Origin of the sequence: Paludibacterium paludis, from assembly GCF_018802605.1 — a bacterium.
GTDB lineage: Bacteria > Pseudomonadota > Gammaproteobacteria > Burkholderiales > Chromobacteriaceae > Paludibacterium > Paludibacterium paludis.
Genome location: NZ_CP069161.1, coordinates 2,194,904 through 2,218,193, shown reverse-complemented (window position 1 = coordinate 2,218,193; position 23,290 = coordinate 2,194,904). Strand labels below are relative to the sequence as shown.

General features: G+C 61.2%; 25 protein-coding genes and 1 tRNA gene. 16 read left to right on the top strand and 10 right to left on the bottom strand.

Annotated elements, in window-relative coordinates:
* Both JNO50_RS10005 and JNO50_RS10000 read right to left on the bottom strand, forming a co-directional pair.
* The gene (locus JNO50_RS10005; RefSeq protein ID WP_215796332.1) at window positions 1-570 is read right to left on the bottom strand and encodes an Mpo1 family 2-hydroxy fatty acid dioxygenase; all 570 of its coding nucleotides are present in this window, start codon (window positions 568-570) and stop codon (window positions 1-3) included.
* Window positions 571-593: 23 nt separating this feature from the next.
* On the bottom strand, window positions 594-941 hold the full coding sequence (locus JNO50_RS10000) for a hypothetical protein (protein ID WP_189535406.1): 348 nt from the start codon (window positions 939-941) through the stop codon (window positions 594-596).
* Window positions 942-1,246: 305 nt separating this feature from the next.
* On the opposite strand from JNO50_RS10000, the gene JNO50_RS09995 reads away from it, so the two are divergent.
* Window positions 1,247-1,900 carry a PEP-CTERM sorting domain-containing protein gene (locus JNO50_RS09995; RefSeq protein WP_189535404.1) on the top strand — a complete coding sequence of 218 codons (654 nt, stop codon included), beginning with the start codon at window positions 1,247-1,249 and terminating at the stop codon, window positions 1,898-1,900.
* Between the two features lie 79 nt (window positions 1,901-1,979).
* Here the strand turns inward: JNO50_RS09995 and JNO50_RS09990 are convergent, their stop codons facing one another.
* From JNO50_RS09990 to JNO50_RS09975, 4 genes are all read right to left on the bottom strand, one after another.
* The gene (locus JNO50_RS09990; protein WP_215796331.1) at window positions 1,980-2,408 is read right to left on the bottom strand and encodes a VOC family protein; all 429 of its coding nucleotides are present in this window, start codon (window positions 2,406-2,408) and stop codon (window positions 1,980-1,982) included.
* 24 nt (window positions 2,409-2,432) lie between these two features.
* On the bottom strand, window positions 2,433-2,630 hold the full coding sequence (locus JNO50_RS09985; RefSeq protein ID WP_189535400.1) for a hypothetical protein: 198 nt from the start codon (window positions 2,628-2,630) through the stop codon (window positions 2,433-2,435).
* Between the two features lie 89 nt (window positions 2,631-2,719).
* The gene (locus JNO50_RS09980) at window positions 2,720-3,139 is read right to left on the bottom strand and encodes a VOC family protein (RefSeq protein ID WP_229804785.1); all 420 of its coding nucleotides are present in this window, start codon (window positions 3,137-3,139) and stop codon (window positions 2,720-2,722) included.
* A gap of 559 nt (window positions 3,140-3,698) precedes the next feature.
* Window positions 3,699-3,774, bottom strand: a tRNA-Thr gene (locus JNO50_RS09975).
* Between the two features lie 246 nt (window positions 3,775-4,020).
* Between JNO50_RS09975 and JNO50_RS19140 the strand changes: the two genes are divergently transcribed.
* Window positions 4,021-5,604, top strand: coding sequence for a methyl-accepting chemotaxis protein (locus JNO50_RS19140; protein WP_189535399.1), 1,584 nt, complete (start codon window positions 4,021-4,023; stop codon window positions 5,602-5,604).
* Between the two features lie 55 nt (window positions 5,605-5,659).
* On the opposite strand, the gene JNO50_RS09965 is transcribed toward JNO50_RS19140, so the two are convergent.
* Window positions 5,660-6,049 (bottom strand): hypothetical protein, encoded by a 390-nt coding sequence (locus JNO50_RS09965; RefSeq protein WP_189535397.1) that lies wholly within the window; start codon window positions 6,047-6,049, stop codon window positions 5,660-5,662.
* A 173-nt stretch (window positions 6,050-6,222) separates the two neighbouring features.
* Between JNO50_RS09965 and JNO50_RS09960 the strand changes: the two genes are divergently transcribed.
* The 14 genes from JNO50_RS09960 (at window position 6,223) to JNO50_RS09895 (ending at window position 19,747) form a co-directional block, all read left to right on the top strand.
* Entirely contained in the window at window positions 6,223-7,041 is an 819-nt protein-coding gene (locus tag JNO50_RS09960) for a basic amino acid ABC transporter substrate-binding protein (protein ID WP_189535395.1), read from the top strand.
* A 72-nt stretch (window positions 7,042-7,113) separates the two neighbouring features.
* A complete protein-coding gene (locus JNO50_RS09955; protein WP_189535394.1) occupies window positions 7,114-7,857 on the top strand; it encodes an amino acid ABC transporter permease in 744 nt (247 codons plus the stop codon).
* Window positions 7,858-7,994: 137 nt separating this feature from the next.
* The gene (gene gyrA / locus JNO50_RS09950; protein WP_189535392.1) at window positions 7,995-10,586 is read left to right on the top strand and encodes a DNA gyrase subunit A; all 2,592 of its coding nucleotides are present in this window, start codon (window positions 7,995-7,997) and stop codon (window positions 10,584-10,586) included.
* On the top strand, window positions 10,583-11,050 hold the full coding sequence (locus JNO50_RS09945) for a PaaI family thioesterase (RefSeq protein WP_189535390.1): 468 nt from the start codon (window positions 10,583-10,585) through the stop codon (window positions 11,048-11,050). Before gyrA ends, JNO50_RS09945 begins: the two co-directional genes overlap by 4 nt.
* A complete protein-coding gene (locus JNO50_RS09940) occupies window positions 11,047-11,493 on the top strand; it encodes a PaaI family thioesterase (RefSeq protein WP_189535387.1) in 447 nt (148 codons plus the stop codon). Before JNO50_RS09945 ends, JNO50_RS09940 begins: the two co-directional genes overlap by 4 nt.
* A 22-nt stretch (window positions 11,494-11,515) precedes the next feature.
* Window positions 11,516-12,598: a 3-phosphoserine/phosphohydroxythreonine transaminase gene (gene serC, locus JNO50_RS09935; protein ID WP_189535385.1), complete on the top strand. Its 1,083-nt coding sequence runs from the start codon at window positions 11,516-11,518 to the stop codon at window positions 12,596-12,598.
* Window positions 12,599-12,838: 240 nt separating this feature from the next.
* A complete protein-coding gene (locus tag JNO50_RS09930) occupies window positions 12,839-14,056 on the top strand; it encodes an MFS transporter (RefSeq protein ID WP_189535384.1) in 1,218 nt (405 codons plus the stop codon).
* Window positions 14,057-14,310: 254 nt separating this feature from the next.
* Window positions 14,311-14,901, top strand: coding sequence for an O-methyltransferase (locus tag JNO50_RS09925; protein ID WP_189535382.1), 591 nt, complete (start codon window positions 14,311-14,313; stop codon window positions 14,899-14,901).
* Between the two features lie 2 nt (window positions 14,902-14,903).
* On the top strand, window positions 14,904-15,977 hold the full coding sequence (gene pheA / locus JNO50_RS09920; RefSeq protein ID WP_189535380.1) for a prephenate dehydratase: 1,074 nt from the start codon (window positions 14,904-14,906) through the stop codon (window positions 15,975-15,977).
* Entirely contained in the window at window positions 15,977-16,564 is a 588-nt protein-coding gene (locus tag JNO50_RS09915) for an LOG family protein (RefSeq protein ID WP_189535378.1), read from the top strand. Before pheA ends, JNO50_RS09915 begins: the two co-directional genes overlap by 1 nt.
* A complete protein-coding gene (locus JNO50_RS09910; protein WP_189535376.1) occupies window positions 16,540-17,130 on the top strand; it encodes a hypothetical protein in 591 nt (196 codons plus the stop codon). Before JNO50_RS09915 ends, JNO50_RS09910 begins: the two co-directional genes overlap by 25 nt.
* A gap of 26 nt (window positions 17,131-17,156) precedes the next feature.
* On the top strand, window positions 17,157-17,852 hold the full coding sequence (gene elbB / locus JNO50_RS09905; RefSeq protein ID WP_189535374.1) for an isoprenoid biosynthesis glyoxalase ElbB: 696 nt from the start codon (window positions 17,157-17,159) through the stop codon (window positions 17,850-17,852).
* Complete coding sequence (locus tag JNO50_RS09900; RefSeq protein ID WP_189535372.1) at window positions 17,849-18,835, top strand: 3-deoxy-7-phosphoheptulonate synthase; 987 nt, start codon at window positions 17,849-17,851, stop codon at window positions 18,833-18,835. Before elbB ends, JNO50_RS09900 begins: the two co-directional genes overlap by 4 nt.
* A gap of 27 nt (window positions 18,836-18,862) precedes the next feature.
* Window positions 18,863-19,747: an alpha/beta hydrolase family protein gene (locus JNO50_RS09895; protein WP_189535370.1), complete on the top strand. Its 885-nt coding sequence runs from the start codon at window positions 18,863-18,865 to the stop codon at window positions 19,745-19,747.
* Window positions 19,748-20,309: 562 nt separating this feature from the next.
* On the opposite strand, the gene JNO50_RS09890 is transcribed toward JNO50_RS09895, so the two are convergent.
* The 3 genes from JNO50_RS09890 to JNO50_RS09880 form a co-directional block, all read right to left on the bottom strand.
* Window positions 20,310-21,620, bottom strand: coding sequence for a hypothetical protein (locus JNO50_RS09890; protein WP_189535369.1), 1,311 nt, complete (start codon window positions 21,618-21,620; stop codon window positions 20,310-20,312).
* Window positions 21,621-21,630: 10 nt separating this feature from the next.
* A complete protein-coding gene (locus tag JNO50_RS09885; protein ID WP_215796330.1) occupies window positions 21,631-22,845 on the bottom strand; it encodes an MFS transporter in 1,215 nt (404 codons plus the stop codon).
* A 140-nt stretch (window positions 22,846-22,985) separates the two neighbouring features.
* Complete coding sequence (locus tag JNO50_RS09880) at window positions 22,986-23,267, bottom strand: hypothetical protein (RefSeq protein WP_189535365.1); 282 nt, start codon at window positions 23,265-23,267, stop codon at window positions 22,986-22,988.
* Window positions 23,268-23,290 lie beyond the last annotated feature (23 nt).

Below are 23,290 nucleotides of genomic sequence, written 5' to 3'. Positions count from 1 at the left end.
TTACCCCGGGTGTCTGGCCGCCTGGCGGACATCCTGCTTGAGGCCGGCGCGCCAGCCGAGAGCGAAGCCCGTTTCCGCCACCAGAAAGAGCGGGCCGATCAGCAGACTGGCCAGGTCATCGAAAAACGCCGGTTTTTTGCCTTCCAGATAGTGTCCGATGAATTGCAGGGTCCAGCCTGCGGCAAACAGGATCACCGCCAGCGTGAGCGGCGACGGCCATCCGGCAAGAACCAGGGCCAGTTCGCGCCCGCCCCCGAGGATCAACAGCATGATGGCGCCCAAACGCAGATCCAGCCGAAGGTAATAGAGCGCGGAGAGTGCTATGGCCAGGTCGGCGCAGTTGACCGGCGTGCCGGGAATCGGCAGCAGGGTCAGCCCAAGAAGGGCGGCGATCAGGATCAGCGGAATTCCGGCGAAGTGGGTGGCGATGTTTCTGCGGTCGCGGTGGTACGCGGCGTAATGGGCAAGATGGCGGATCAGGTCGCTCATGGCGGACTCGCGGTGAACGCGCCGACGGCGCGGGACGGTTCCGTTATAGCCGAATGAGTGATTGATTTCAGGGGGATCCATGGTGGCGGATCCCCGCAGGCACGTCACAGATCTTCGTGGGTTTTGCGGCTGGCGTACTGATCGAGGCGGATCAATTGCAGCAAGGGGTCGATGTGGCGCAGGGTTTCCACGAGTCCGGGAAAATCGTCGGCGACCAGCGAGGCGAGCTGGGTTTCCCGGCCCCAGACATCGATGAAAAATTGCGGCTTGTCCGCGCGTTCCGTGCTGTACACGGTCACGCTCGCGCCATCGTCGACGGAGTCGATTTCACTGTCGATCATTACGGTGTAGCCGGATTCGTATAGCGCGTCTCCGTAGTCCTCCACGTCCTCGATATAGGTCGGGTCGGTGACGGGGGTCAGCGCTCCCCCTGCGAGTCGATAGCAAGTCATGATGTTTTCCTTGTTTCAGGGCGGCTCCGGGTCGCGCCGGACCGGTCCGGCGGGCCGTGCCGGCCCTGTTTCTGGATACATTCGACCATACCCGCCGCGCCCTGTCCATGTCGACCGGTGCGCTACGTGCAACTACCTAAACCCCCTTTCAGAACTGTACTTGTTACCTTTCGTGAGGTTTACTGTGAGATGTACGGCGCATTTAACGCTGTTTTAAACAAAATCAAACGAATGATGCCGGAAATCGAACGGAAAATGTTTTTAGTCGGGCAGGTCCGTATTCGTACCACAGGGAGAGCAAGAACATGAAAAAGACAACACACCGCCTTATCTCGCTGGCGCTGACCTGTGCCGCATTCGGCGCCAACGCCGCCACGCTGTCCGTGGGCAACACGGGTGTCGATGGCTCGCAGTGGAGCTACTCGGTCAACAACGGAGCGTTCACCGCCGCCCAGAGCGTCGCCGGCAATGCCTTCCCGTTCCCGTACTGGGCGGCCAACACGTCGACCTCGTCGTGGGTATCGACACGCAGCAGTTATTCCGATGTCGGCTCGGATCTGCAAAATACGGCGTACACCTTCCGCACCAGCTTCAATCTCGCCTCCGGGTTCGATCCTCATTCGCTGTCGCTCAACGGCCGATGGATGGCGGACAATACCGGACTGAGCATTCTGGTCAACGGTCAATCCATCGCCCAGGCAGCGATGCCCGGCACGGGCAACGGCGAGGGCTTCCGTGGCTGGACCGATTTCGCGCTCGGCGGCAATTTCCGCACCGGGACCAATACCGTGGATTTCGTGGTGTACAACCTGGCCGGCACCTATGGCAATCCGACCGGATTCCGCGCCGAGTTTTCTCCCGCCAGCGTGAATGCCGTTCCGGAACCGGAGACGTATGCGCTGATGGGGCTTGGTTTGACGGGGCTCGTGCTGACCCGGCGCCGCAAGTTTCAAAAATAATCCGATTCAAAAATAAGACGATGCGTGTTGGTCACGCACATGCCGCACCTTCCCAGCCTGGCCGACGCCAGGCTGTTTTTTATTCGGGCTTGCCGGGTGCGGCGTACAGGATGCCTTGACCTGCGTGGGCCCGCCCCCAGACTTCATCATCCGGCAGCGACGTTTCGATCAGCTCCACGGGGTGTCCCCCGTCGTCGATCACCGCCACCCGAAAACCGTCGATCGGCTCGTACGGTCCGAGCAGCAGTGTGAAACCCTGCACGGCCCGCTCGAGGTCATCGACTCTGAATGCCGGGTGAGGGAGGATTCGCAGTAGTTCGGGAAGGGGGCTCGAGGGTTCGTAGCGATGGTATTGCACGCGCACGAGCCGGCTGTCGGCGTCGCTCGTGTACATGCCGAACATCGCGCTATACCGCTCGCCGGGCCGAACCTCCGTCGTGGGGATGCCCAGGTGGTGAAATTCGTACGTGACGCCATTGCGCATGAACATGGCTTCTCCCAAGGGCAAGCGGCAACACGAATGCGCCAGAACCTAGTCCGGTTTTGCCGTTTTCTTCAGTATACCGATATACACAAGGCTCACCCATGCGAAGAGGACGGCGAGCACCCCGCCTCCCGTGGAACCCCAGTAGTCGGATTCGTGAAGATTCTGGACGAAGGTATGGATCCCCCCGGCTAAGAGCAGTACTCCGCCGATCACTCCCGAAAGGGTCATACCGAACCTGCGCATGCTCTTTCCTCTCCTCGTCGTACTGCCCCGCAGGCAAGGCGTGCCGGTTTCAGTGTCGATGGGGAGGCGCGCATATCGGCAGTTTTCGGTCATCCGCCCATCGGGGTGCACAACTCGATCAAGGTTCCTTCCATGGCGCGCACATAAGCCACAACCTGGCCCCATGGTTTCTCTGCGGGTTCTCGGACCGGTGTCGCGCCGCAAGCAACGGCATGCTGGTAGGCCGATTGCACGTCCTCGGTCACGAATGCCAACTCGATGCCTGTTGGGACGGCTTCCGCGCTGATTGGAAGACAGCGTCTTCCAAGATTCGCTTCGGCCAGTTCCAGTGAGGCAAAGGCCAGCACGGTGGCGCCGGTTTTCAATTCGCCATAGTCACCGGACTCGTGAAGGAACTGAATTTCGAAGCCAAAAGCGTTCTCATAGAAAGCCAGCGCATCGGCGACTTTGTTGACATAAATGATGGTGTAGCCAAATTTCATTTCCTTGAGCCTCTCAATGGTGGCCATTTTCGCTGTTTGACGAATCTTTCATATCGAGCGGAGGAATGTCAAATCGAAGAGCGCTTGGTCAATCGCCTTTGTCCAAGGTCTTTGAGTTGAGCTTGCTTTGTCAGGCTGCTGCAGTTTGTGACGGGTTTTTGCTATCGAAATGAGTTTGTTTGCAACAGCTGTCAAGTAAACACAAGCGATGCCATATGAGGATGCAGGGGCATTTAAGGCAATGATTGCCCTAATCCCTGCGATGTAAATGACATTGAAAGAGCAAGGAATGGCGAGCAAAGCCAAATCGCCATTCTGGATAATGGCAGTTCCCGTTTTTTTTCGCGTCGAGAGTCATCAAGGAATCCAGAATGGCGTCACAAGCGGCGGCTGCCCAGATATGTTTCCCGTAACCGGAAACGGATTCCGGCCATGATGCGCGGAGAGATGGGCTTTTAACGTCGTCGGACGCAAAAAAGCCCGCTCGATGGCGGGCTGTTCTGCGGGCTTTAGACACAACGTTTAATGTCCTGTCTCAAACCTGGGTTTGGAGCGAGGCTTGCATTGCTGCAAACCTCGCCGATACTGGTGCCGGAGAGAGGAGTCGAACCCCCGACCTTCTGATTACAAGTCAGCTGCTCTACCAACTGAGCTACACCGGCAAGGAGGGCAATTATGCTTGTGTCCGTCCGGTTTGGCAAGTCCTGTTGCCGCCCTTGATCGGCCGGCTTGTTTGTTAGTATTAACAATGTAACCAGCGTGACCACTTGGGTAAAATCGAATTGCATATTTCTTGAAGTGCACTCCTTGAGCCAGCAACATTTCGCCCGGTCTGCCGGGCGTTTTTTTGTCATGAGATCGGCCAGAGCCGACATGCTGCGAGGGAGAAACCAGCGAAAGATGAGTCGATGCGTAATAACCAGCCAGTGACGGCGGAAGAGGTATTTTTCGATCCCGACCGACCCATTGTGACCTGCACGGATCTCAAGGGGCGAATCACCTATGCCAATCCGGCGTTTTCTGAGGTCAGTGGGTATTCAAATTCGGAACTGGTCGGGCAGCCGCACAACATTGTCAGGCACCCCGACATGCCCCCCGCGGCATTTGAGGATCTTTGGAATACCTTGAAGCAAGGCCGCCCGTGGCGAGGTCTTGTGAAAAACCGCGCCCGTTCCGGCGCGTTCTACTGGGTGGACGCCTATGTGACACCCCTCACGGAAAACGGCCGGATTACCGGCTACGCGTCGATCCGCACGGTGCCGGAACGTGCCGGCGTGCAGGTCGCCGACGCGCTGTACCGCGATATCCGGGAGGGGCGGGCGGCTTTCCCCTGGACACGCTACCGGCCGGGATTGTCGCTCGTATTCCGGCTCGCGTTAGGCTGCGCCGTGCCGGCGCTCTTCGCCGCGGGGATGGTGGCGGCAAACGATGCCGTGCTGCGTGCCGGGCTTGCCGTAGCGGGCGCGGCGGCGAGTCTGGCGTTTGCCGTCTGGGTTCATCGCGCCGCGAGCGCGCCGCTTGGCGTAATGCGGGAGGCGTTCCGTCTTCAATCCGAAGGAGTTTTTACCGTACCGGTACCCACGAACGCCGCCCGGGAGTTCGCCGAGGCGCTGACGGCGCTCGAGTCGATGCGCATCCGTTTGCGCGCGATGTTTGGCGACATCAATGCTTCAGCGACGGAAGTGGGCGATCAGGCCCACGCCTTGAATCACAGCGCATCGGACCTGATGGGCAGCGCGGAGCGGCAGTCGCAGGAAATCCGGGATGTCTCCGAGCGCATGCAGTCGCTGGCGCTGTCGGCCAAAACCATCGCCGGAGCGACCGACGCGGCGGCCGGCTTCGCCGATGACGCCCTGCGGCGCACCGAGGAAGGCTTGTCCCGCGTCAAGGCGACTGTCGGCGCCAATGAAACGGTCGTGGCATCGGTCGGGGCGGCGCAAGAGGCGATCGCCGGTCTGTCGGCTGCCATCGCCGATATCGGGCGGGTGCTGTCAGGCATCCGGGATATCGCCGAGCAAACCAACCTGTTGGCGCTGAATGCCTCGATCGAAGCGGCGAGGGCCGGAGAGGGCGGGCGCGGATTCGCCGTCGTGGCCGACGAGGTCAGAAAGCTCGCCGAACGCACGGGAGAGGCCACGGCGGTGATTTTCTCGACGCTGGGCGTTGTCGAACGCACCGCCGCGTCTGTGCGAGTGCAAATGACAAGCGCGACGGAGGGGGTGACGGACAACTCAAGCCGGATTGCCGATGTCGAGCGAAGCCTGGCCGGTATCCATGACGCATGCGGAGGAGTGGTCAAATCGTCCCGCGAGATCCGGCAGGCCCTTGCCGATCAGTCGCGCCTGTCCGGCGAGGTGGCGGACAATATGGAGAAAATGAGCGGCCTGCGCAGTGACAACGATGCGACAATCGCCAACCTGTCCGAAGAGGCAGGCAGACTGGATGAAACGTCGCTGGCGCTGAAGGCGCTGGCGGGGCAATTTGGCAGGTGACAAGAAAAACGGGCCTGATTCCGGCCCGTTTTCATGGAGCGAGTGACGCCGTGAATCAATGCTTTTTGTGGCGTCGCGCATGCGCCGCCGGTTTTTTGGCCGACTTGCCCACGGGCTTTTTGGCCGTTTTGGATACGTGCCGAGCATGAGCGGGTTTGGCGTGCTGCGGCTTCGCTTTGATGTGGCTGCGGGCTTTCGTGCCATGCACGGCTTTTTTTGCTTTGTGTTTTTTTGCGGCATGCGCGGCCTTGCCGCGCGCTTTCGCCGCCTTGTGGCGGGAAGCCGAAGGCTGGGCGCCCGCTTCCTTTTTCGGAGTGGAAAGTTTTCTGCCGTGAGTGGCGAGATGATGCTGCACCACTGGCGCAGTCTGCGTGTCGCCCGGCAGGGGCGTGTCTTCGTTGTCGGCGAAAACGGCGGAGGCCGGTAGCAGCAGGCTGGCGAACATCAGCGCCGCGGCGGAAAAAAAGGTCTTCATGGCGTTGCGCTCAATCCTCAAATAAAAAAATCTTAATCAATTCGCGTATTGTGACCGCTAAGTCCGGTCGTTATATTAGCATGCAGGCGCACCTCAACAAGGTGTTGGCCGGCTAACTAAAATTAGATTCGGAGATCCTGAGGATGAAACTTGCCAGAAGAACCCTGTTCGCGGTTGCGATCGTCTCATGTTTCGGTCTTGCCGCGTGCGGCCAGAAGTCCGCCCAGCAATCCGCCTCCCCGTCCGATGGCAGTGCGCCCGCCGCGGCGGCCGAAGCCAAGGAAATCATCGTTGGCAGCGATGCCAGCTACCGTCCGTTCGAATACCAGAACGACCAGAAGGAAGTGGTCGGTTTCGATGTGGAAGTCCTGACCGCCGCCGCCCAGAAAAGCGGACTCAAGGTCAAATTCGTGAACACCCCTTGGGAAGGCATCTTCCAGGCATTGCAAAACGGCGATCGCGACATTCTTGCGTCGGCGATCACCATCACGGAAGAGCGCCGTAAATCGATGGACTTCAGCGATCCGTATTTTGATGCGCGCCAGTTGATCGCCGTCGGCAAGGGAGTGACCAACGTCAAGAGTTTCGACGACCTGAAGGACAAGAAAGTGGCCGTGCAAACCGGCACCACCGGCGATGAGGTGGTGCAGAAACTGCTCGGAAAAACCAGCCCCAACATCAAGCGATTCGAAAGCATGCCGCTGGCGCTCAAGGAGCTGGAGAACGGTGGCGTGCAGGCCGCCGTTGGCGATAACGGCGTGGTGGTGAACTATGTTCAGAACAATCCGGGCAACGGCATTGTGACGGTCGAGGACACCAAGAGTTTCGTCGCCGAACAATACGGTTTCGCTGTCAAGAAAGGCAATCAGGCACTGCTCGACAAGGTCAACTCCGGCCTGAAAGCCATCAAGGCCGACGGCACCTACGACAATATCTACAAGAAATACTTTGGTTCCAAGTAATTCGGAACTGTCCGAGCGGCGAGCGGCCCGCCGTTGTGGCGGGCCGCTTTGCTTCGGGCCGGAGGAAATCATATGGATTTGCGCTGGAGCATAATTTCCGAGTACATGCCCCTGTTCGTCGACGGGTTGAAAATGACCTTGGGGATCACCGTGGTGGCGGTGGTTCTCGGGACGCTGATCGGTCTTTTCATGGGTATGGCGCGATTGGCGGATGCCCGTCACGGTTCCCTCAGGATTTTCCTGCGTTTCGGGGTGCGCCTGCCGTCGACGGCCTATGTCACGTTTTTCCGCGGCACGCCGCTATTCGTGCAGATCATGCTGGTCCACTACGCCCTGATGCCGTTGCTGGTCTCGCCGGACAACGGTCTGATCCTCTCCGGAGAAACGGCGCGGCACCTGCGTCAGGACTACGGGCCGTTCATGTCCGGTCTTGTTGCGCTGACGCTCAATGCCGGCGCCTATATCACGGAGATCTTCCGCGCCGGCATTCAGTCGATCGACAAAGGGCAGATGGAGGCGGCTCGCTCGCTGGGGCTCAACTATGCGCAGGCCATGAAGTTCGTCGTGGTTCCGCAAGCGTTCCGCCGCATGCTGCCACCGCTTGGCAACGAGGCGATCATGCTGCTCAAGGACAGTTCGCTGGTCTCGGCGATCGGGCTGGCGGAACTGGCCTACGCGGCGCGCACGGTGGCGGGCGTCTACTCCCGCTTCTGGGAGCCGTATCTCGCCATTTCCTTCCTGTACCTGGCCATGACCATGGTGATGGCCTGGGGGATCGCCACCCTGGAGAAGCGTTACCAGATCTCCGCGCGGTAAACCGCTAGCCGGGCGGGGCGGCCCGCCCGGCGCGTCGCCCCGGACTCGGGGGACCGCGAAGCGCATTCATGCGAGAAACCTCGCGTCGTGATAGAATCATTCTCTATTTGCCATTACAACAAGACAAGCATTTGCCTATGACCGATCAGCTTTTCGCCAAGGAAACGATTCCGATCAGCCTTGAAGAGGAAATGCGCCGCTCCTATCTGGATTACGCCATGAGCGTGATCGTCGGACGCGCGCTGCCTGATGTCCGGGACGGCCTCAAGCCGGTGCATCGCCGCGTGCTGTTCGCGATGCACGAATTGTCCAACGACTGGAACCGAGCCTACAAGAAATCGGCGCGTATCGTCGGCGACGTGATCGGTAAATACCACCCGCACGGCGACTCCGCGGTCTACGACACCATCGTGCGCATGGCGCAGGATTTCAGTCTCCGCTATCCGCTGGTCGACGGCCAGGGCAACTTCGGCTCGGTGGACGGCGACAATGCCGCCGCCATGCGTTACACCGAAATCCGCATGGCGCGCATCGCCCATGAGCTGTTGTCCGATATCGACAAGGAGACGGTCGACTTCGGGCCCAATTACGACGGTTCCGAGCACGAACCGCTGATCCTGCCCGCGCGGATCCCCAACCTGCTGGTCAACGGCTCGTCGGGCATCGCGGTGGGCATGGCGACCAACATTCCGCCACACAACCTGTCCGAAGTGGTCGATGCCTGTCTCGCCGTGCTCGGCAACAGCGACATCACCATCGACGAGTTGATCGACATCATCCCCGCGCCGGACTTTCCGACCGCCGGCATCATCTACGGCACGGCCGGGGTGCGCGAGGGATACCGCACCGGACGCGGTCGGGTCATCATCCGCGCCCGCACCCACTTCGAGGACATCGGCCGCGGAGACCGCCAGGCGATCATCGTCGACGAGCTGCCGTATCAGGTCAACAAGGCTCGGTTATTGGAGCGGATCGGCGAACTGGTTCGCGACAAGCAGATCGAAGGCATCTCGGATCTGCGCGACGAGTCGGACAAATCCGGCATGCGCATGGTCATCGAGCTCAAGCGCGGCGAAATGCCCGAGGTCGTGCTCAACCACCTGTACAAGCAGACCCAGCTTCAGGACAGCTTCGGCATCAACATGGTCGCGCTGGTCGATGGCCAGCCGCGCCTGCTGAACCTCAAGCAGATCCTGGAAGAGTTCCTGCGCCATCGCCGCGAAGTGGTGACGCGCCGGACGATCTTCGAGCTGCGCAAGGCGCGGGAACGCGGCCACGTGCTCGAAGGCCTCGCCGTCGCGCTGTCCAACGTGGACGAGATCATCGCGCTGATCAAGGCCTCGGAAACGCCGCAAGTCGCCAAGTCCGCGCTGCTGTCGCGCGCCTGGCGCTCGGAACTGGTCGAGGGCATGCTCTCGCGCGTCGATCCGCAAAAAGCCCGGCCCGACGGTCTTGACGAGGCCTGCGGCCTCGCCGAGGACGGCTACCGCCTGTCGGAAACCCAGGCACAGGCCATCCTCGATCTGCGTCTTCAGCGCCTGACCGGTCTGGAGCAGGACAAGATCGTCGCGGAATACCGTGAAATCATGGCGGTGATCCTCGACCTGATCGACATCCTCGACAAGCCGGAGCGCATCAACCAGATCATCGCCGAAGAGCTGGCCGCGATTCGCGAGCAGTATGGCGATCCGCGCCGCTCCGAGATCGAACCGTTCGGCGGCGACATCAATATCGAAGACCTGATCACGCCGCAGGACATGGTGGTCACCGTCTCCAATACCGGTTACATCAAGACCCAGCCGGTGGTGGACTACAGCGCGCAGCGCCGCGGCGGTCGGGGCAAGCAGGCCGCGGCCACCAAGGACGACGACTTCATCGAAACGTTGTTCGTGGCCAATACCCACGACTACGTGCTGTGCTTCTCGTCGCGCGGGCGCTGCTACTGGATCAAGGTGTACGATCTGCCGCAAGGCGGCCGCACCAGCCGAGGCAAGCCGATCGTCAACGTGTTGCCGCTCATGGATGGCGAAAAGATCAACGCGATGCTCCCGGTCAAGGAGTTCTGCAAGGATCAGTTCGTGTTCATGTGCACGGCGCAGGGCACCGTGAAGAAGACCTCGCTGGCCGATTTCTCGCGCCCCCGCACCGCCGGCATCATCGCGCTGGATCTTGACGACGGCGACAACCTGATCGGCGCGGCGCTCACCGGCGGCGAGCACCAGGTCATGCTGTTCTCCAACCTTGGCAAGGCGGTGCGCTTCGACGAAGGTGATGTGCGCGCCATGGGCCGCACCGCGCGCGGCGTACGCGGCATGGATCTGCCCGAAGGCGCCAGCGTAATCTCCCTGCTGGTCTCCGAGAGCGAATTGGACCAAGTGCTGACCGCGACCGAAAACGGCTACGGCAAGCGTACCCCGATTCTGGAATACCGCAAGAGCCATCGCGGCACCCAGGGGGTCATCGCCATCGACACGTCCGAGCGCAACGGCCAGCTCGTCGCGGCGACGCTGGTCACCGAATCCGACGAGATCATGCTGATCACCACCGGCGGGGTGCTGATCCGCACTCGCGTGTCGGAGATCCGCGAGACCGGCCGTGCCGCCCAGGGGGTGCGTCTGATCAATCTCGATGAAGGCGAGAAGCTCATCGGCCTCGAGAAGGTCGCCGAAAGCGAAAGCGCCGACGAAGAGGAGGGCGAGGACGCTGATGGCGAGGGCGCGCAGGAATGACCCCGAAACCGGTCAATCCTGACGTGCTGGAGGCGATGAGCGAGCTCTTCGTCTCCCTGCCTCACTCGCGTTCGCTGGGCTTTCGCTATCTTGGCACCGATGGCCGCCGGCCGGTGCTTTGCGTCGAGTGGCGCGAAGACCTGGTCGGCAACCCGGTCACCGGCGTGGTGCACGGCGGCGTGATCACGTCGCTGGTGGACACCACGAGCGCCATTTCGGTGACCGCCCAGCTTGCCGAGTTCGAAACGATCGCCACCCTGGATCTGCGCATCGATTACCTGAAAAGCGCCACGCCCGGCAAAACGATCCACTGCCGCGCCGAGTGCTACCGGCTCGCCAGCCAGATCGCGTTCACCCGGGCCGTGTGCTACCACGACGATCCTTCCGACCCGATCGCGCATGGAGTGGCAACGTTCATGCGAGCGTCCAATCCGAAGCCGATGTTGCCGGAGGTCGCGCAATGAGCCGGTTCATGGAGCGTTTCTTCACGCTGCGCGACGAAAAGCGTTACGATGAAATCATCAATGCCATCCCCTACGCCAAGCACATGGGAATGGCGTTCGCCGAGACAGAGGAGGGCGACCTTCTCTTCAGCCTTCCGTTTCACGAACGCAATGTCGGCAACACCACGTTGCCAGCGCTGCATGGCGGCCTGATCGGCGGCTACCTCGAGATCACCGCGCAAATTCATTTGATGTGGAACCGGGAGTCGCTGGAGACGCCGAAAATCGTCGATTTTTCCCTCGATTACCTGCGCAGCGGCAAACCGCAAACCCTGTTTGCCCGCTGCGAAATCACCAAGCAGGGCAAGCGCGTGGCCCACGTGCTGATCGAAGCCTGGCAGGATGATCCGTCCCGTCCGGTTGCGGTGGCTCGCGCGCACTTCCTGCTGACGACTGCTTCCTGAATTCACCCACGTTGAGGATGCCATGGCTAAGGTGTACAACTTTTCAGCGGGACCCGCGATGCTTCCGCACGAAGTACTGGCGGAGGCGCAAAGCGAGCTGCTCGACTGGCACGGCTCGGGCATGAGCGTCATGGAAATGAGCCATCGCGGCAAGGATTTCATGGAAATCATCCATGATGCCGAGCACGATCTCAGAACCCTGTTGCGCATTCCGGCGAATTACAAAGTACTGTTCCTGCAGGGCGGGGCGTCGCAGCAGTTCTCGATGGTGCCCCTCAACCTCGCGACGGAAAGCGGTTCCATCGATGTCGTCAATACCGGCCACTGGTCGCGGCTGGCCATCAAGGAAGCGCGCCGCTACACGCGCGTCAACGTGGTCGCCAGCAGCGAGGCCACCCAGTTCGACCACGTCCCCGCCGCCGACACCTGGCAGCGCGACCCGGATGCCGCCTATCTGCACTACACGTCCAATGAAACCATCGGCGGCCTGCAATTCCCCGATGTGCCCGAAAGCGCGGTTCCGCTGGTCTGTGACATGTCGTCGGACTTTCTGTCGAAGGAAGTGGACATCGGCCGCTTTGGCCTGATCTATGCCGGCGCCCAGAAAAACATCGGTCCTTCCGGACTGGTGCTGGTCATTGTGCGGGAAGACCTGCTCGGGCGCGCTCAGGCGGCAACGCCGACCATGCTCAACTATCAGGTTCACGCCGACTCGGACTCGATGTACAACACGCCATCCACCTGGCCGATCTACATCGCCGGCCTGGTGTTCAAGTGGATCGAACGGCAGGGAGGCGTGAAAGGCATCGAGGCGCGCAACAGCGAAAAAGCCGGACTGTTGTACCATGCCATCGACTCGAGCGACGGATTCTACACCACGCACATCCAGGCGCCTTACCGCTCGCGCATGAATGTGGTGTTCCGCTTGGGCGACACCTCGCTGGAAGATGCCTTCCTGATGGAAGCGGCCCGCAACGGCCTTGTGCAGCTCAAGGGGCATCGCTCCGTCGGCGGCATTCGCGCGTCGATCTACAACGCGATGCCGATCGAGGGGGTCAAGTCGCTGGTCAACTTCATGATGGACTTCGCCCGCCAGCATGGCTGAGGGTGGTATCCGTTGCCGGTTCGAAGCCCGCCTTTGGCGGGCTTTTTGCATCGGTGGACGTCTTTGGCGCGGGCCGGTTGCGGCAGGCAGACGGCTAACAGCCAGGCCTTTCGACCTGTTTTTTGCCAGACAATTGTGTCTTCCCTGGCGAAAAGCCATACTTGTTTGACATGGCTTTTGCGGCCGCGCTTGGGGTTAGCCGGTTCGCCCCGCCCACTGTTTTCGATGGAAACCTTTCCCATGATGCGATCCCGACTGTCTTTGCTGCTGCTGGCCAGCGGTGTGATCCTTTCCCTTGCCATGGGCATTCGCCACGGTTTCGGTTTCTTCATGGCGCCGATCACCGGCGAGCATGGATGGGGCAGGGAGGCCTTCGCTCTGGCGCTGGGGCTGCAAAACCTGGTATGGGGCGTTGCCCAGCCGTTCTCCGGGGCGATCGCCGATCGCCGGGGGCCGGCGCGGGTGCTGTTGATCGGCGCGCTGTGCTATGCCGCCGGTTTGCTGCTGATGACGGTGTCCGCGACACCGTGGCAATTCTCCCTGTCGGCGGGCGTCCTGATCGGTTTTGCCCTGTCGTGCACGACATACAGTGTGATCTTCGGCGTCATCGCGCGAACGGTGCCGACGGCCAGGCGATCGCGTGCCATGGGTATCGCCTCGGCCGCCGGATCCTTCGGGCAGTTCGCTCTGGTGCCCGTCGAGCGGAGTCTGATCGATGCGATGGGCTGGATCCCCGCACTCGTTTTGCTGGCCGGCGCGATCGCCCTGTGCGCGCCGCTCGCGAAAACCATCGGCCATCTGGACGACCCGGCGCAACGCCCGCCAGAAACCGGGAGACTGCTCCCGAAAATGGCGGCGACGTTCGCGCAGGCCTGGCGCGAACGGTCATTCCGGCTCTTGATGGCCGGGTATTTTGTTTGCGGTTTCCAAGTGGTGTTCATCGGAGTGCATCTGCCGGTTTACCTGCGCGACAAGGGCATGTCCGGTTCGGTCGCCAGCCTTGCGCTGGCGCTGATCGGACTTTTCAATGTGTTCGGTTCGTTTTGCGCCGGAGAATGGGGCAGCCGGATCCCCAAACCACGGCTCCTGTCGGGCTTGTACCTCGCGCGCAGCGTCATCATCGCGCTGTTTCTGCTGTGCCCCCTGAGTTCATGGTCCGTCGCCTTGTTCGCGGCATCGATCGGATTTTTGTGGCTGGCCACCGTGCCGCTCACTAACGGCATTATCGCCAGCCAGTTCGGTGTCGGCCATCTTGGATTGCTGTCCGGCGCGGTATTTTTCGCGCATCAGGCGGGCAGCTTTCTGGGGGTCTGGTTGGGCGGCTGGGTCTTCGACGCGACAGGAAGCTACGACATCGTCTGGATCGGCGCCATTTTGCTTGGCGTGATGGCAAGCCTTGCGAATCTTCCCATCAGGGAAGAGCCCGTGGCATCGTTTGCCGGCGAGCGGCCATCATGAGACGGGGAGTGGTTCTCGTCCTGGCCGCGGCCATGTTGATACTGGTGTTTTCAGCGTATCTGAACCCCGATTTCATCGTCGATCTGGGCAATCGCTGGGCCATGTGCTATGGCTAGCCGCACGGTACTTTGACACTGTAATCGCGAACGACTGGATTTATGCGTGACGGGGGAGGTAGGATAAGGGCGGCATGCTGGCAGGAGGGCCGGCGCGGAAAAAAGGGCGTGTGCCTGAGTCTGAACTTGGAGAGGGATATGATCACGCAGGATCAATGGAATTTCCTCGAGGCGTTGCACGAGGAGGGGGAGCGTTTCGACCGCGAAGCGCCCGCTGGCGCGACAACCCGGCGCAATATCACGTTCCAGACCGGGCAGTTCCTTTACCAACTGGTCAAGTCCAGCGCGGCCCGCCGCATCGTCGAGGTCGGCACATCCAACGGCTGCTCAACGTTATGGCTTGCGCTGGCCGCCAGAACCAATCAGGGGCATGTCACGACCATCGACATCTCCGCTCAGGCGCAGGAAGCGGCGCTGGGCAATCTCGATGCGCTCGGGCTGGGGCCGATGGCCACCCTGGTGTGCCAGGATGCCGGCGAATGGCTGGCGGCCCAGGAATCCAGCCCGGTGGACTTCCTGTTTCTGGACGCCGATCGTGGCCATTACCCCGCCTACTGGCCCCATATCAGCCGCATGCTGCGCCCCGGCGGCCTCGTGGTGATGGACAACGCGCTCTCCCACGAGTCGGAATGCCGGCCCTTTGTTGAAATGGTGCGGGCCACACCCGGCTGGTTCTTCGCGACCTATCCGGTCGGGAAGGGACAATTTGTGATATTGAAAGACGAGTAAACGTGTCAGACGAACTGATCAAACCGCATCGTGATGCCATCGATACCATCGACGCCGAGATTCTCGGCCTGCTCAACCAACGGGCCTCCCACGCCAGGCGGATAGGAGAAATCAAGGGAAGCGGTGTCATCTACCGCCCGGAACGCGAAGCCCAGGTGCTGCAGCGCATCCGCGAGCTCAATCCCGGACCGCTGTCCGGCGAGGCCGTGGCCCGGCTGTTCCGCGAAATCATGTCCGAGTGCCTCGCGCTGGAAAAGCCTCTGTCGATCGCCTATCTCGGCCCGGAAGGCACATTCACCCAACTGGCGGCCACCAAGCATTTCGGCCACGCGGCCCGCACGGTTCCGTGCGCGTCGATCGACGAGGCATTCCGGCTTGTCGAGGCGAGAACGCTCGACTATGTCGTCGCGCCGGTGGAGAACTCCACGGAGGGGTCGGTGGGGCGCACGCTTGACCTGATGGTCGCAAGCCCCCTGAAAATCTGCGGTGAAGTGGTGCTGCGCATCCATCACCACCTGCTGCGCGCGGGCGAGGGGCTCGATGGCGTGGCACGTGTTTACGCTCATGCCCAGGCGTTGGCGCAATGCCATGAATGGCTGAACAAGCACCTGCCGGCCTCCGTGGAGCGCATCCCGGTCGTCAGCAATGCCGAAGCGGCTCGGCTGGCGAGCGAGGACACGGGCGCCGCGGCGATCGCCGGACAGGCGGCGGCCGAGCGCTTCGGTCTTGTCAAACTCGCGGAAAACGTCGAGGACGAACCGAACAACACCACCCGGTTCGTGGTGCTCGGCCATCAGGATGTTGGCCCGACCGGGCACGACAAGACCTCGATGGTCGTGTCGGCGCCCAACCGTCCGGGAGCCGTGCACTACCTGCTCGATCCGATCGCCGCCAATGGCGTATCGATGACCAAATTCGAATCGAGGCCCTCGCGGGCCGGCTTGTGGGACTACGTGTTCTTCATCGATGTGGAGGGGCACCGTTGCGACCCGAGTGTCGCCGCCGCGCTGGCGGGGCTTGCCGAGCGGACCTCCTACGTGAAAGTGCTGGGTTCCTATCCGCAGGCGGTGCTGTGATGCGCATCAGGACACTTTGCGTGTTTTGCGGATCGAGCACCGGCTCGCGTCCCGGCTATGCCGTCGTGGCGCGCGAACTGGGCCGCTGGATGGCCGGACACGGCATCCGGCTGGTTTACGGAGGGGGCAAGGTCGGACTGATGGGCATCGTCGCGGATGCGGTTCTCGACGCGGGCGGACAGGTGACCGGCGTCATTCCGGACTTTCTTAAAGCCAAGGAGGTGGCGCATCCGGGGCTGTCCGAACTGATCGTCACGGGAACCATGCATGAGCGCAAGGCTCGAATGGCTCAGATGGCCGATGCGTTCGTCGCCCTGCCGGGGGGATTTGGCACTTTCGACGAACTGTTCGAGATCCTGACATGGGCACAGCTGTCGCTGCACGGCAAACCGGTCGCCCTGTTCAATGCCGAAGGATTTTACGATCCCCTGATGGCCCTGGCCAGGCACGGCGTGAACGAGGGTTTCATCCAGCCGGGCAACCTCGAGCAGTTCGCGCTGGTGGACTCGCTCGGCGCGCTGGAAAGCTATCTGTCGACGCATGTGCCACGCACGGTGCACAAATGGAACGATCTGTCCAAAGCGTGAAACAGCGGACGGCCCGGCAGGGCCGCAACGGCGCGCGCTGGCTTCGCCGGGCGCTGCGGTTTCCGTTCCTGCTCGTCGTCGCGCTGGTGATTCTCTTCGAAGAATTCGCCTGGGACGAGTTGGCGGCGCTGGCGGCCAGATTCGCGCGCTGGCGGCCCGTCGCCGCGCTCGAGAAACGCATCATGGCCCTGCCGCCCCTGGCGGCGCTCGCGGTTTTTCTGGTTCCGGGTGTCTTGCTGTTGCCGGTGAAGCTCGCCGCGGTCTGGCTCATCGCCGCCGAGCACGTGCTGACCGGCCTGACGGTCATCGTGCTGGCCAAAGTCGCCGGCACCGCGCTCGTGGCACGGATCTTTTCGTTGACCCGTCCGCAATTGATGACCGTGCGATGGTTCGCGGCGATCCATGACCGGGTTGTCGCCTTCAAGCGCTCGCTGCATGAGACGCTGCGCGCCATGGCGGTATGGCGCGCGGCCGTCGCCTGGCTGCGCCGGTTGCGCGCCTCGCGCCGTAGCGGCGGCATGAGCCGGTTCGTCCGGCGACGGCTGGAGCACTGGCGCCGCTCCTGACCCTTCATGATGGAAGGAAGCTCTGAATGAAAAGGATTGCACTGATTTTGTCCGGCTGCGGCGTTTACGACGGCACGGAAATCACGGAGGCGGCGGGGCTGCTGATCGCCCTGTCCCAGTCTGGACACCAGGTAAAATGCTTTGCCCCGGATCGGCCGCAATCGGATGTGGTCGACCATGCGACGGGCGACAAGGACGATACCCGGCGAAACATTCTTGCGGAATCCGCGCGTATCGCGCGCGGCACGATCGAACCGCTCGAAGCGTTGCGTGAAGCGGCCTTTGATGCCGTTGCGTTTCCCGGCGGATTCGGCGCCGCGAAAAATCTGCTGCCTTTCGCCTCGGATGGCCAGGCGGCGCGCCTCGCTCCCGACGTCGCCGCGGTTGCCCGGGACTTCATCGCCGCCGGCAAGCCCTTGCTGGCATTGTGCGCGGCCCCGCTGGTGCTGGGCGCCGCCGCCCGCGACGCCGGCATTCTGGGCGCGCGCATCACCTTCGGGCATCTTGCCGAGGGGAAGGACTTGGCCGATGCCATCGAGGCATGGGGACAGGTCCATGTGGAAAAAGCCGTCGACGAACCGTGCGTGGACACGGTAAACCGGTTTGTCAGCGTTCCCGCTTACATGTATGGCGCCGCCACGCCCGCGCAGGTTTTCTCGGCCTGCCAGGCCGGCGTGACGGCGCTGGACGAATTGCTGGGCACCACGGAGCCGGCCGCATGATCATTGTGATGACTCCCCAGGCCACCTCCGTCCAGGTCGATGCCGTTATCGCCCGGATACGGGCGGCGGGCTTATCGGAGCATGTCTCGCGGGGCGTGGAGCGCACTCTGATCGGCGCCGTGGGCGACGAGCGCCCGCTGTCCGCCGAGCAGTTCGCCTCGCTGCCCGGCGTCGAGCGCGCCATTCGCGTCATGAAACCGTACCGGCTCGTTTCCCGTGATACTCATCCCGATCGCCAGCCCGTCCGGGTGCGCGGAAAAACAATCGGTTCGGGCGTTCCCGTTCTGTTGCCGGGGGTGCCGCTGATCGGCAGCGAGGCCGATCTTGAGCGGCTGGCCGGGACGCTTGCCGGACTGGGGAGCCATTATTTACGCGCCGGGCTGTTTCGCTCGGTGGCCAACCCCTGGCACGATCAGGGGCTGGGGATGCCGGGGGTGGAGCGGCTTGGCGAACTGGCCCGCGCGCATGGCTTGACATCGGTGACGACGATCGCCGACACCCGGCAGCTGGAAGAATGCCTGCAGGCCGATATCGATATGCTGGAACTGGCACCGGGCGTGCTCTACAACCCCGTCCTGCTCAGGGAGACCGGTCACGTCAACAAGCCCGTGCTCTTGCGGGGGTGCGAAACCACGCCGCTGACCGACTGGTTGATGGCCGCCGAGCAGATCGCCTCGGGGGGGAACCATTCGATTGTGTTTTGCCTTGGCGGCGCCGAGCGTTTCGACGTTTCGGCGATCGCTCGACTGCAAAGGGAAACGCACCTCCCGGTGGTTTGCGAGCCCGATTTTCCCGGGATCCGCCAGGACCAAGTAATGGCGCAGTCCCTGGCCGCGCTGGCGGCGGGGGCGGATGGCCTGGTCGTTCATCTTCAGGGGTATGGTACGGACGAGGCCGACAACGCCCTCGATGAACCTCATCTGTCCCGCCTGAGCCGGCTGCTGCCCGATCTTTACGCGCTGACCCGTCCACCCGCCGCCTAACGGCATGCGCCGCCCGGAGCCGCCGCCATGGATCATCCCGATGCCGTAAGTGACGCCGGAACACCGATCGGACTGCTCGCCAGCGATGGTTTTTCTCTGGCCGCGACACTTTTCGAGGCGCGCGCGTCGTGGCGCGGGAATTTGCTGGTCGCGGGAGCGACCGGCGTGCCGCGGCGGTTTTACCGGCGCTTCGCCCAGCACGCCGCGTCACGGGGTTTCACCGTGCTGACTCTGGACTACCGGGGAATCGGTGAATCGCGGCCCGAAAGTCTTGTCGGGTTCGAGATGCGCTACCTGGACTGGGCCCGTCTGGATCTTGCCGCCGCCGTCGACCGGCTCGCCCGCGACGAAGCGCCACTGTACATGGCGGGGCATTCATTCGGTACGCATGCGCTGGGGCTGCTGCCGAATCACCATCTGGTTTCGAAGCTTTGTGCTTTCGGGATGGGCGCGGGATGGCACGGCTGGATGCCCCTGGGGGAACGATGCAAGGTCTGGCTGCTGTGGAACACGGTGTTTCCTGCGCTGGTCAAATGGAAAGGCTACCTGCCGGGCTCGATGTTGAGCCTGGGGGCCGATCTGCCGTTGGGGGTGTACCGACAATGGCGGCACTGGTGCCGCTATCCGAACTATTTTCTTGACGATCCTTTCATGCCCGGCATTCGGGAAACCTTCGCCCGGGTAAGAACCCCCATCCTGGCGATGAACGCGCTGGACGATCTGTGGGCGTTGCCCCGCTCCCGCGAGGCCTTCGCGCAGGGCTACCGCAATGCGCCGCTCGTTCGGCGGGATCTGGATCCGCTGGAGTATGGTGGGCGCATCGGGCATATGGGTTACTTCCGGCCGGAAGCCCGTCGGTTGTGGGACGATGCGCTGGCATGGTTCTTATCGGAACACAATGGCCGGGAATGACGCCAGTCCGATTGACTCTCGGGGTGTGGCTTGCTTGGCTCAGATTAAGCCTTGTAATGACCCAGCACTTTCTGCTCAGGTCAGGCTGCTAATTCGTAAATTCTGGCCGGCGTCTTCATCCCCAATGCCTAGTGGAGACGTCGGCTATGGTAGAAACTAATCCAGTTTGCCATGACACGACTAGCGTGCGTCAGGCTTTCGATGCGGTGTCAATGCACACATGCTCCTTCAAAGTCCTGATCACACGCTCAACCATCCCGTTCTTTTCTGGCGTATACGGCGTGCCGAAAGCAAGCATGTCCGGTCCAGGCAGCGCCGGCAACCAAGGTCGGTGATTTATGTGTGGAACTCGGGATGCCCGGCAGAACTTGGCTGCAATGATTCCCATCGTTTCTGACTGACGACTTTCCGTTTCATCCTCGTCAGATGCGAATGTACATATATGGCATAAAGAGGTTTTGTTCGCGAGTCTAAGCTCAACCCCGGTTGCACAAAATTCGGGCACTCTCTGAAATTCTCAACAATATGGAGCGTTTTGTCTGCGAATTTCTAACTCATGACACTAGCGCGAGAATGCGCTTCGGTATCGACTTCTTGCGGCGTTGAGTTGTGCCTCCCAACTCTGTTCAATCATCTCGTACTCGCGCCGGGCCATCATCTGCTGCACGGATGCCGGAAGCGCAAGGTTTGGTGGAGTCACTCCTGTCGCACCATCAAGCCTTTCAGTGGGAAGATTGATGCGATCTGCTCCGATGGGAGGCAAGTCGAGGCGCGGCTCGTTCGTATCGACGAACATCTCATATTCGACGCGTAGTCCGTAGCGACCCTGTCCAATGTATCGGTACGCGACTCCGGGAGGGATGCGTACGTGAAACCGCGGATCACATGTAAAGCGGCACGCGGTTCGTCGTCTAAACGAGCGGCTAGTCGAACGGAGGTCGACGACCTCAAGGAGGACGGAGGATCCCTCGCCGTCGAGAAATGTGTGGAGAACGGTCTGCCTCGTGTGATACGAAAACCAGACCTGTTCATCAGTATCCATGTCGACAATCACCCAGTCTGCTACACAAGATGCTGTGGTGGGAACCACTGCCCACGATGCGTCAGCGACGCTATTAAAGCTATTGAGCGCGAACTCACAGCCAATCGGCCCTTCTTCGAATAGTGGCAAACGTACATCAGCACTCCGGTCGAGGTCGGAACTCACAATCAACCGAGTTTCCTTGCCGGCAATCGTCGCTTGCACCTCTAACGATGACTGCTTCCGCCCGCCTCTGAGAAGCTGTCGTTGCAGCCCATAGAACATCGTCGCGGCCGAGAGCGGAATCTCGGTAGTGTTGATGGTGACTTCGGGTGCCGTTTTGATACCTTCTGCCGTCCACGGGAAGACGACATCATCGTTAAGCAGATTCCAAGACGGATTGCTCGCGTCCGCAACGAGGGTCAGGTCGTTTCTTGTGACGACGCCCTCCAGGTTCTCGAACGTGTGTGCGACACCGCATGGAATGATGAGTTTGCGCCAGGCGTTTGTCCCGAACTCGATCGATAGGCGGCGCCCTCTTGATGGCGAGTCCTGACGGCAGTCGATGAAGTACCCCGTCACTCGCTTGGGGGTGGCCGAGTGAAAGGTGAGCCGATCCACCTGACCAACATGCACACCGAAGGTTGAATATCGAAACCCGGCGCCGTGGGTGACGAAGTGGCCGACGATGGAACCCGGGTTTGAGAGGATCTTCGTTTCTGGATGGATCTCAGGGCTTTGGTGTTCCAATAGGTAGTTCGACGCAAAGCCAAGCCCGTCGATCACCGTCGCGACTCGATGGCAATCATCAAGTACAGAGAGAGATTCAAAGAGATCAGAGTTTGCCGTCATGTCTTCGTCCTCAAACAGGAGCGCTCTCAAGTGCATGGTTGCTGCCGCGCCAGTTAAGCACGCTGACGAGGAGCAGTACCAGCAATGCGGTGTACAACGCGTAGGGGCCGATGGCGTCGAACGCCCAGCCTGCAAACAGGATGCCGGCAAGACCAACGAAGCGGCTGATGAAGTCGATGGCTCCGTACCAACTGCCAATAACATCCTTCGGTATGTTCGTTTGAATCGCACTCGCCGTACTGCGGAAATACATCGTCGTTCCCACGTGGAAGGCGAACATTCCAATGCCCACGACATAAGGATTGCCACGCACGACAAAAGCGACGAATATACCGAACGCCATGACGAAGTGGGCAGCGCGCAACACCGAGGTGAGCTTCGAGAGTTGTGCATGTCGCCGCAGCATGCTTCCCCCGATGACGGCACCGAATGTTCCCGTGCTCATGAGGTAGCCGGTCTCGGCATCCGAGAATCCATGGAAACTGCGGAGCAGGGGAATCCAGAGGAGTGCGAGGACGCCGATGACGAGCACACAGCTTGAGTACGACGCGAGGAACCAGCGCCAGCGAGGAAGGGCAAGCAGTTGATACGCGGCTCGCGACGCACCGAACACGCTCTCTTGGAGTCGATCTCTGAAACGTTCTTCGGGAACACTGACAATCGCCGGGATAGTGGAGGCTTGACTCATCACTCCGAGGGCCATCGTCAGAACCAGCGCGCCGACCATGAAGGCGATCGAACCCAGAAGCGACGCGGGAAGACCGACATAGAGAATTGCAATCGCGCCGACAACCGGACCGAGCGCCTTGGCGACGCCGTTGCACACGGCCAGCATGCCGTTAAGCCTTGGAATCTCATCCTTCGCAAAGAGGAATGGCACCAGCGCAAAGACGATGAGGCGTGAGTATTGATGGATGAGATCAACGAAAAAGGCAAAGAACCAGACCGTAGCGACGGTCGGATTTTCGCGACTAAGCAGGACTGCCGCGAGCGCAAAGACGATGATGTTGGCCGCCTGCGTCGCGAGAAAGAGCCGCCACTTGTTGAAGCGATCGATGAAACCGGCACCAAGAAGCGTGACAAGAATCTCCGCGCCATACCCAACCGCGTAGGTCGTCGTGACGGAGAGGGTCTTGCCGGTAATCGTGTAGGCCATGTTGGCAAACGCCAAGTCATATATGGCCTCGGACAACGCGAGAAAAACCCCGAGTGCGATGAAGGTCAACGTCACTCGGGGTAGAGTGCTTGAAGGAGTCTGCATTTATGGCCTCGTACAGCACGAGAAAAGCCCCGAGTGCGATGAGGGTCAACGTCACCCGGGGTGGAGTGTTTGACAGAGTCTGCATTCAGGAACAGGGTAATTGCTTAGGCAGCAACCACTTCGATGTAGCTCGGCAGCATGGCTTTCACTTCTGCCAAGCTTTGGAATTCACTCTTCGCCACGATAGCTTCGAGTGCCGGCTCAATGGCGGGGCTCTGGATTTTGCCAAGAAGTGTGCGCAATGCGCCGGGGTTGTCGAGGTACGGGCTGAGGGCGTTTTCGAAGGCACTCAGGGCGGCGAGGTCTTCTGCCGTCCTCGCCGAAGCGACGAGGCTAGACAGTTCTTCTTTCCAAGAGGCTAGGGACACATCTTGCGCTGATTGCATATGAATCTCCTTAAGTTAACGAT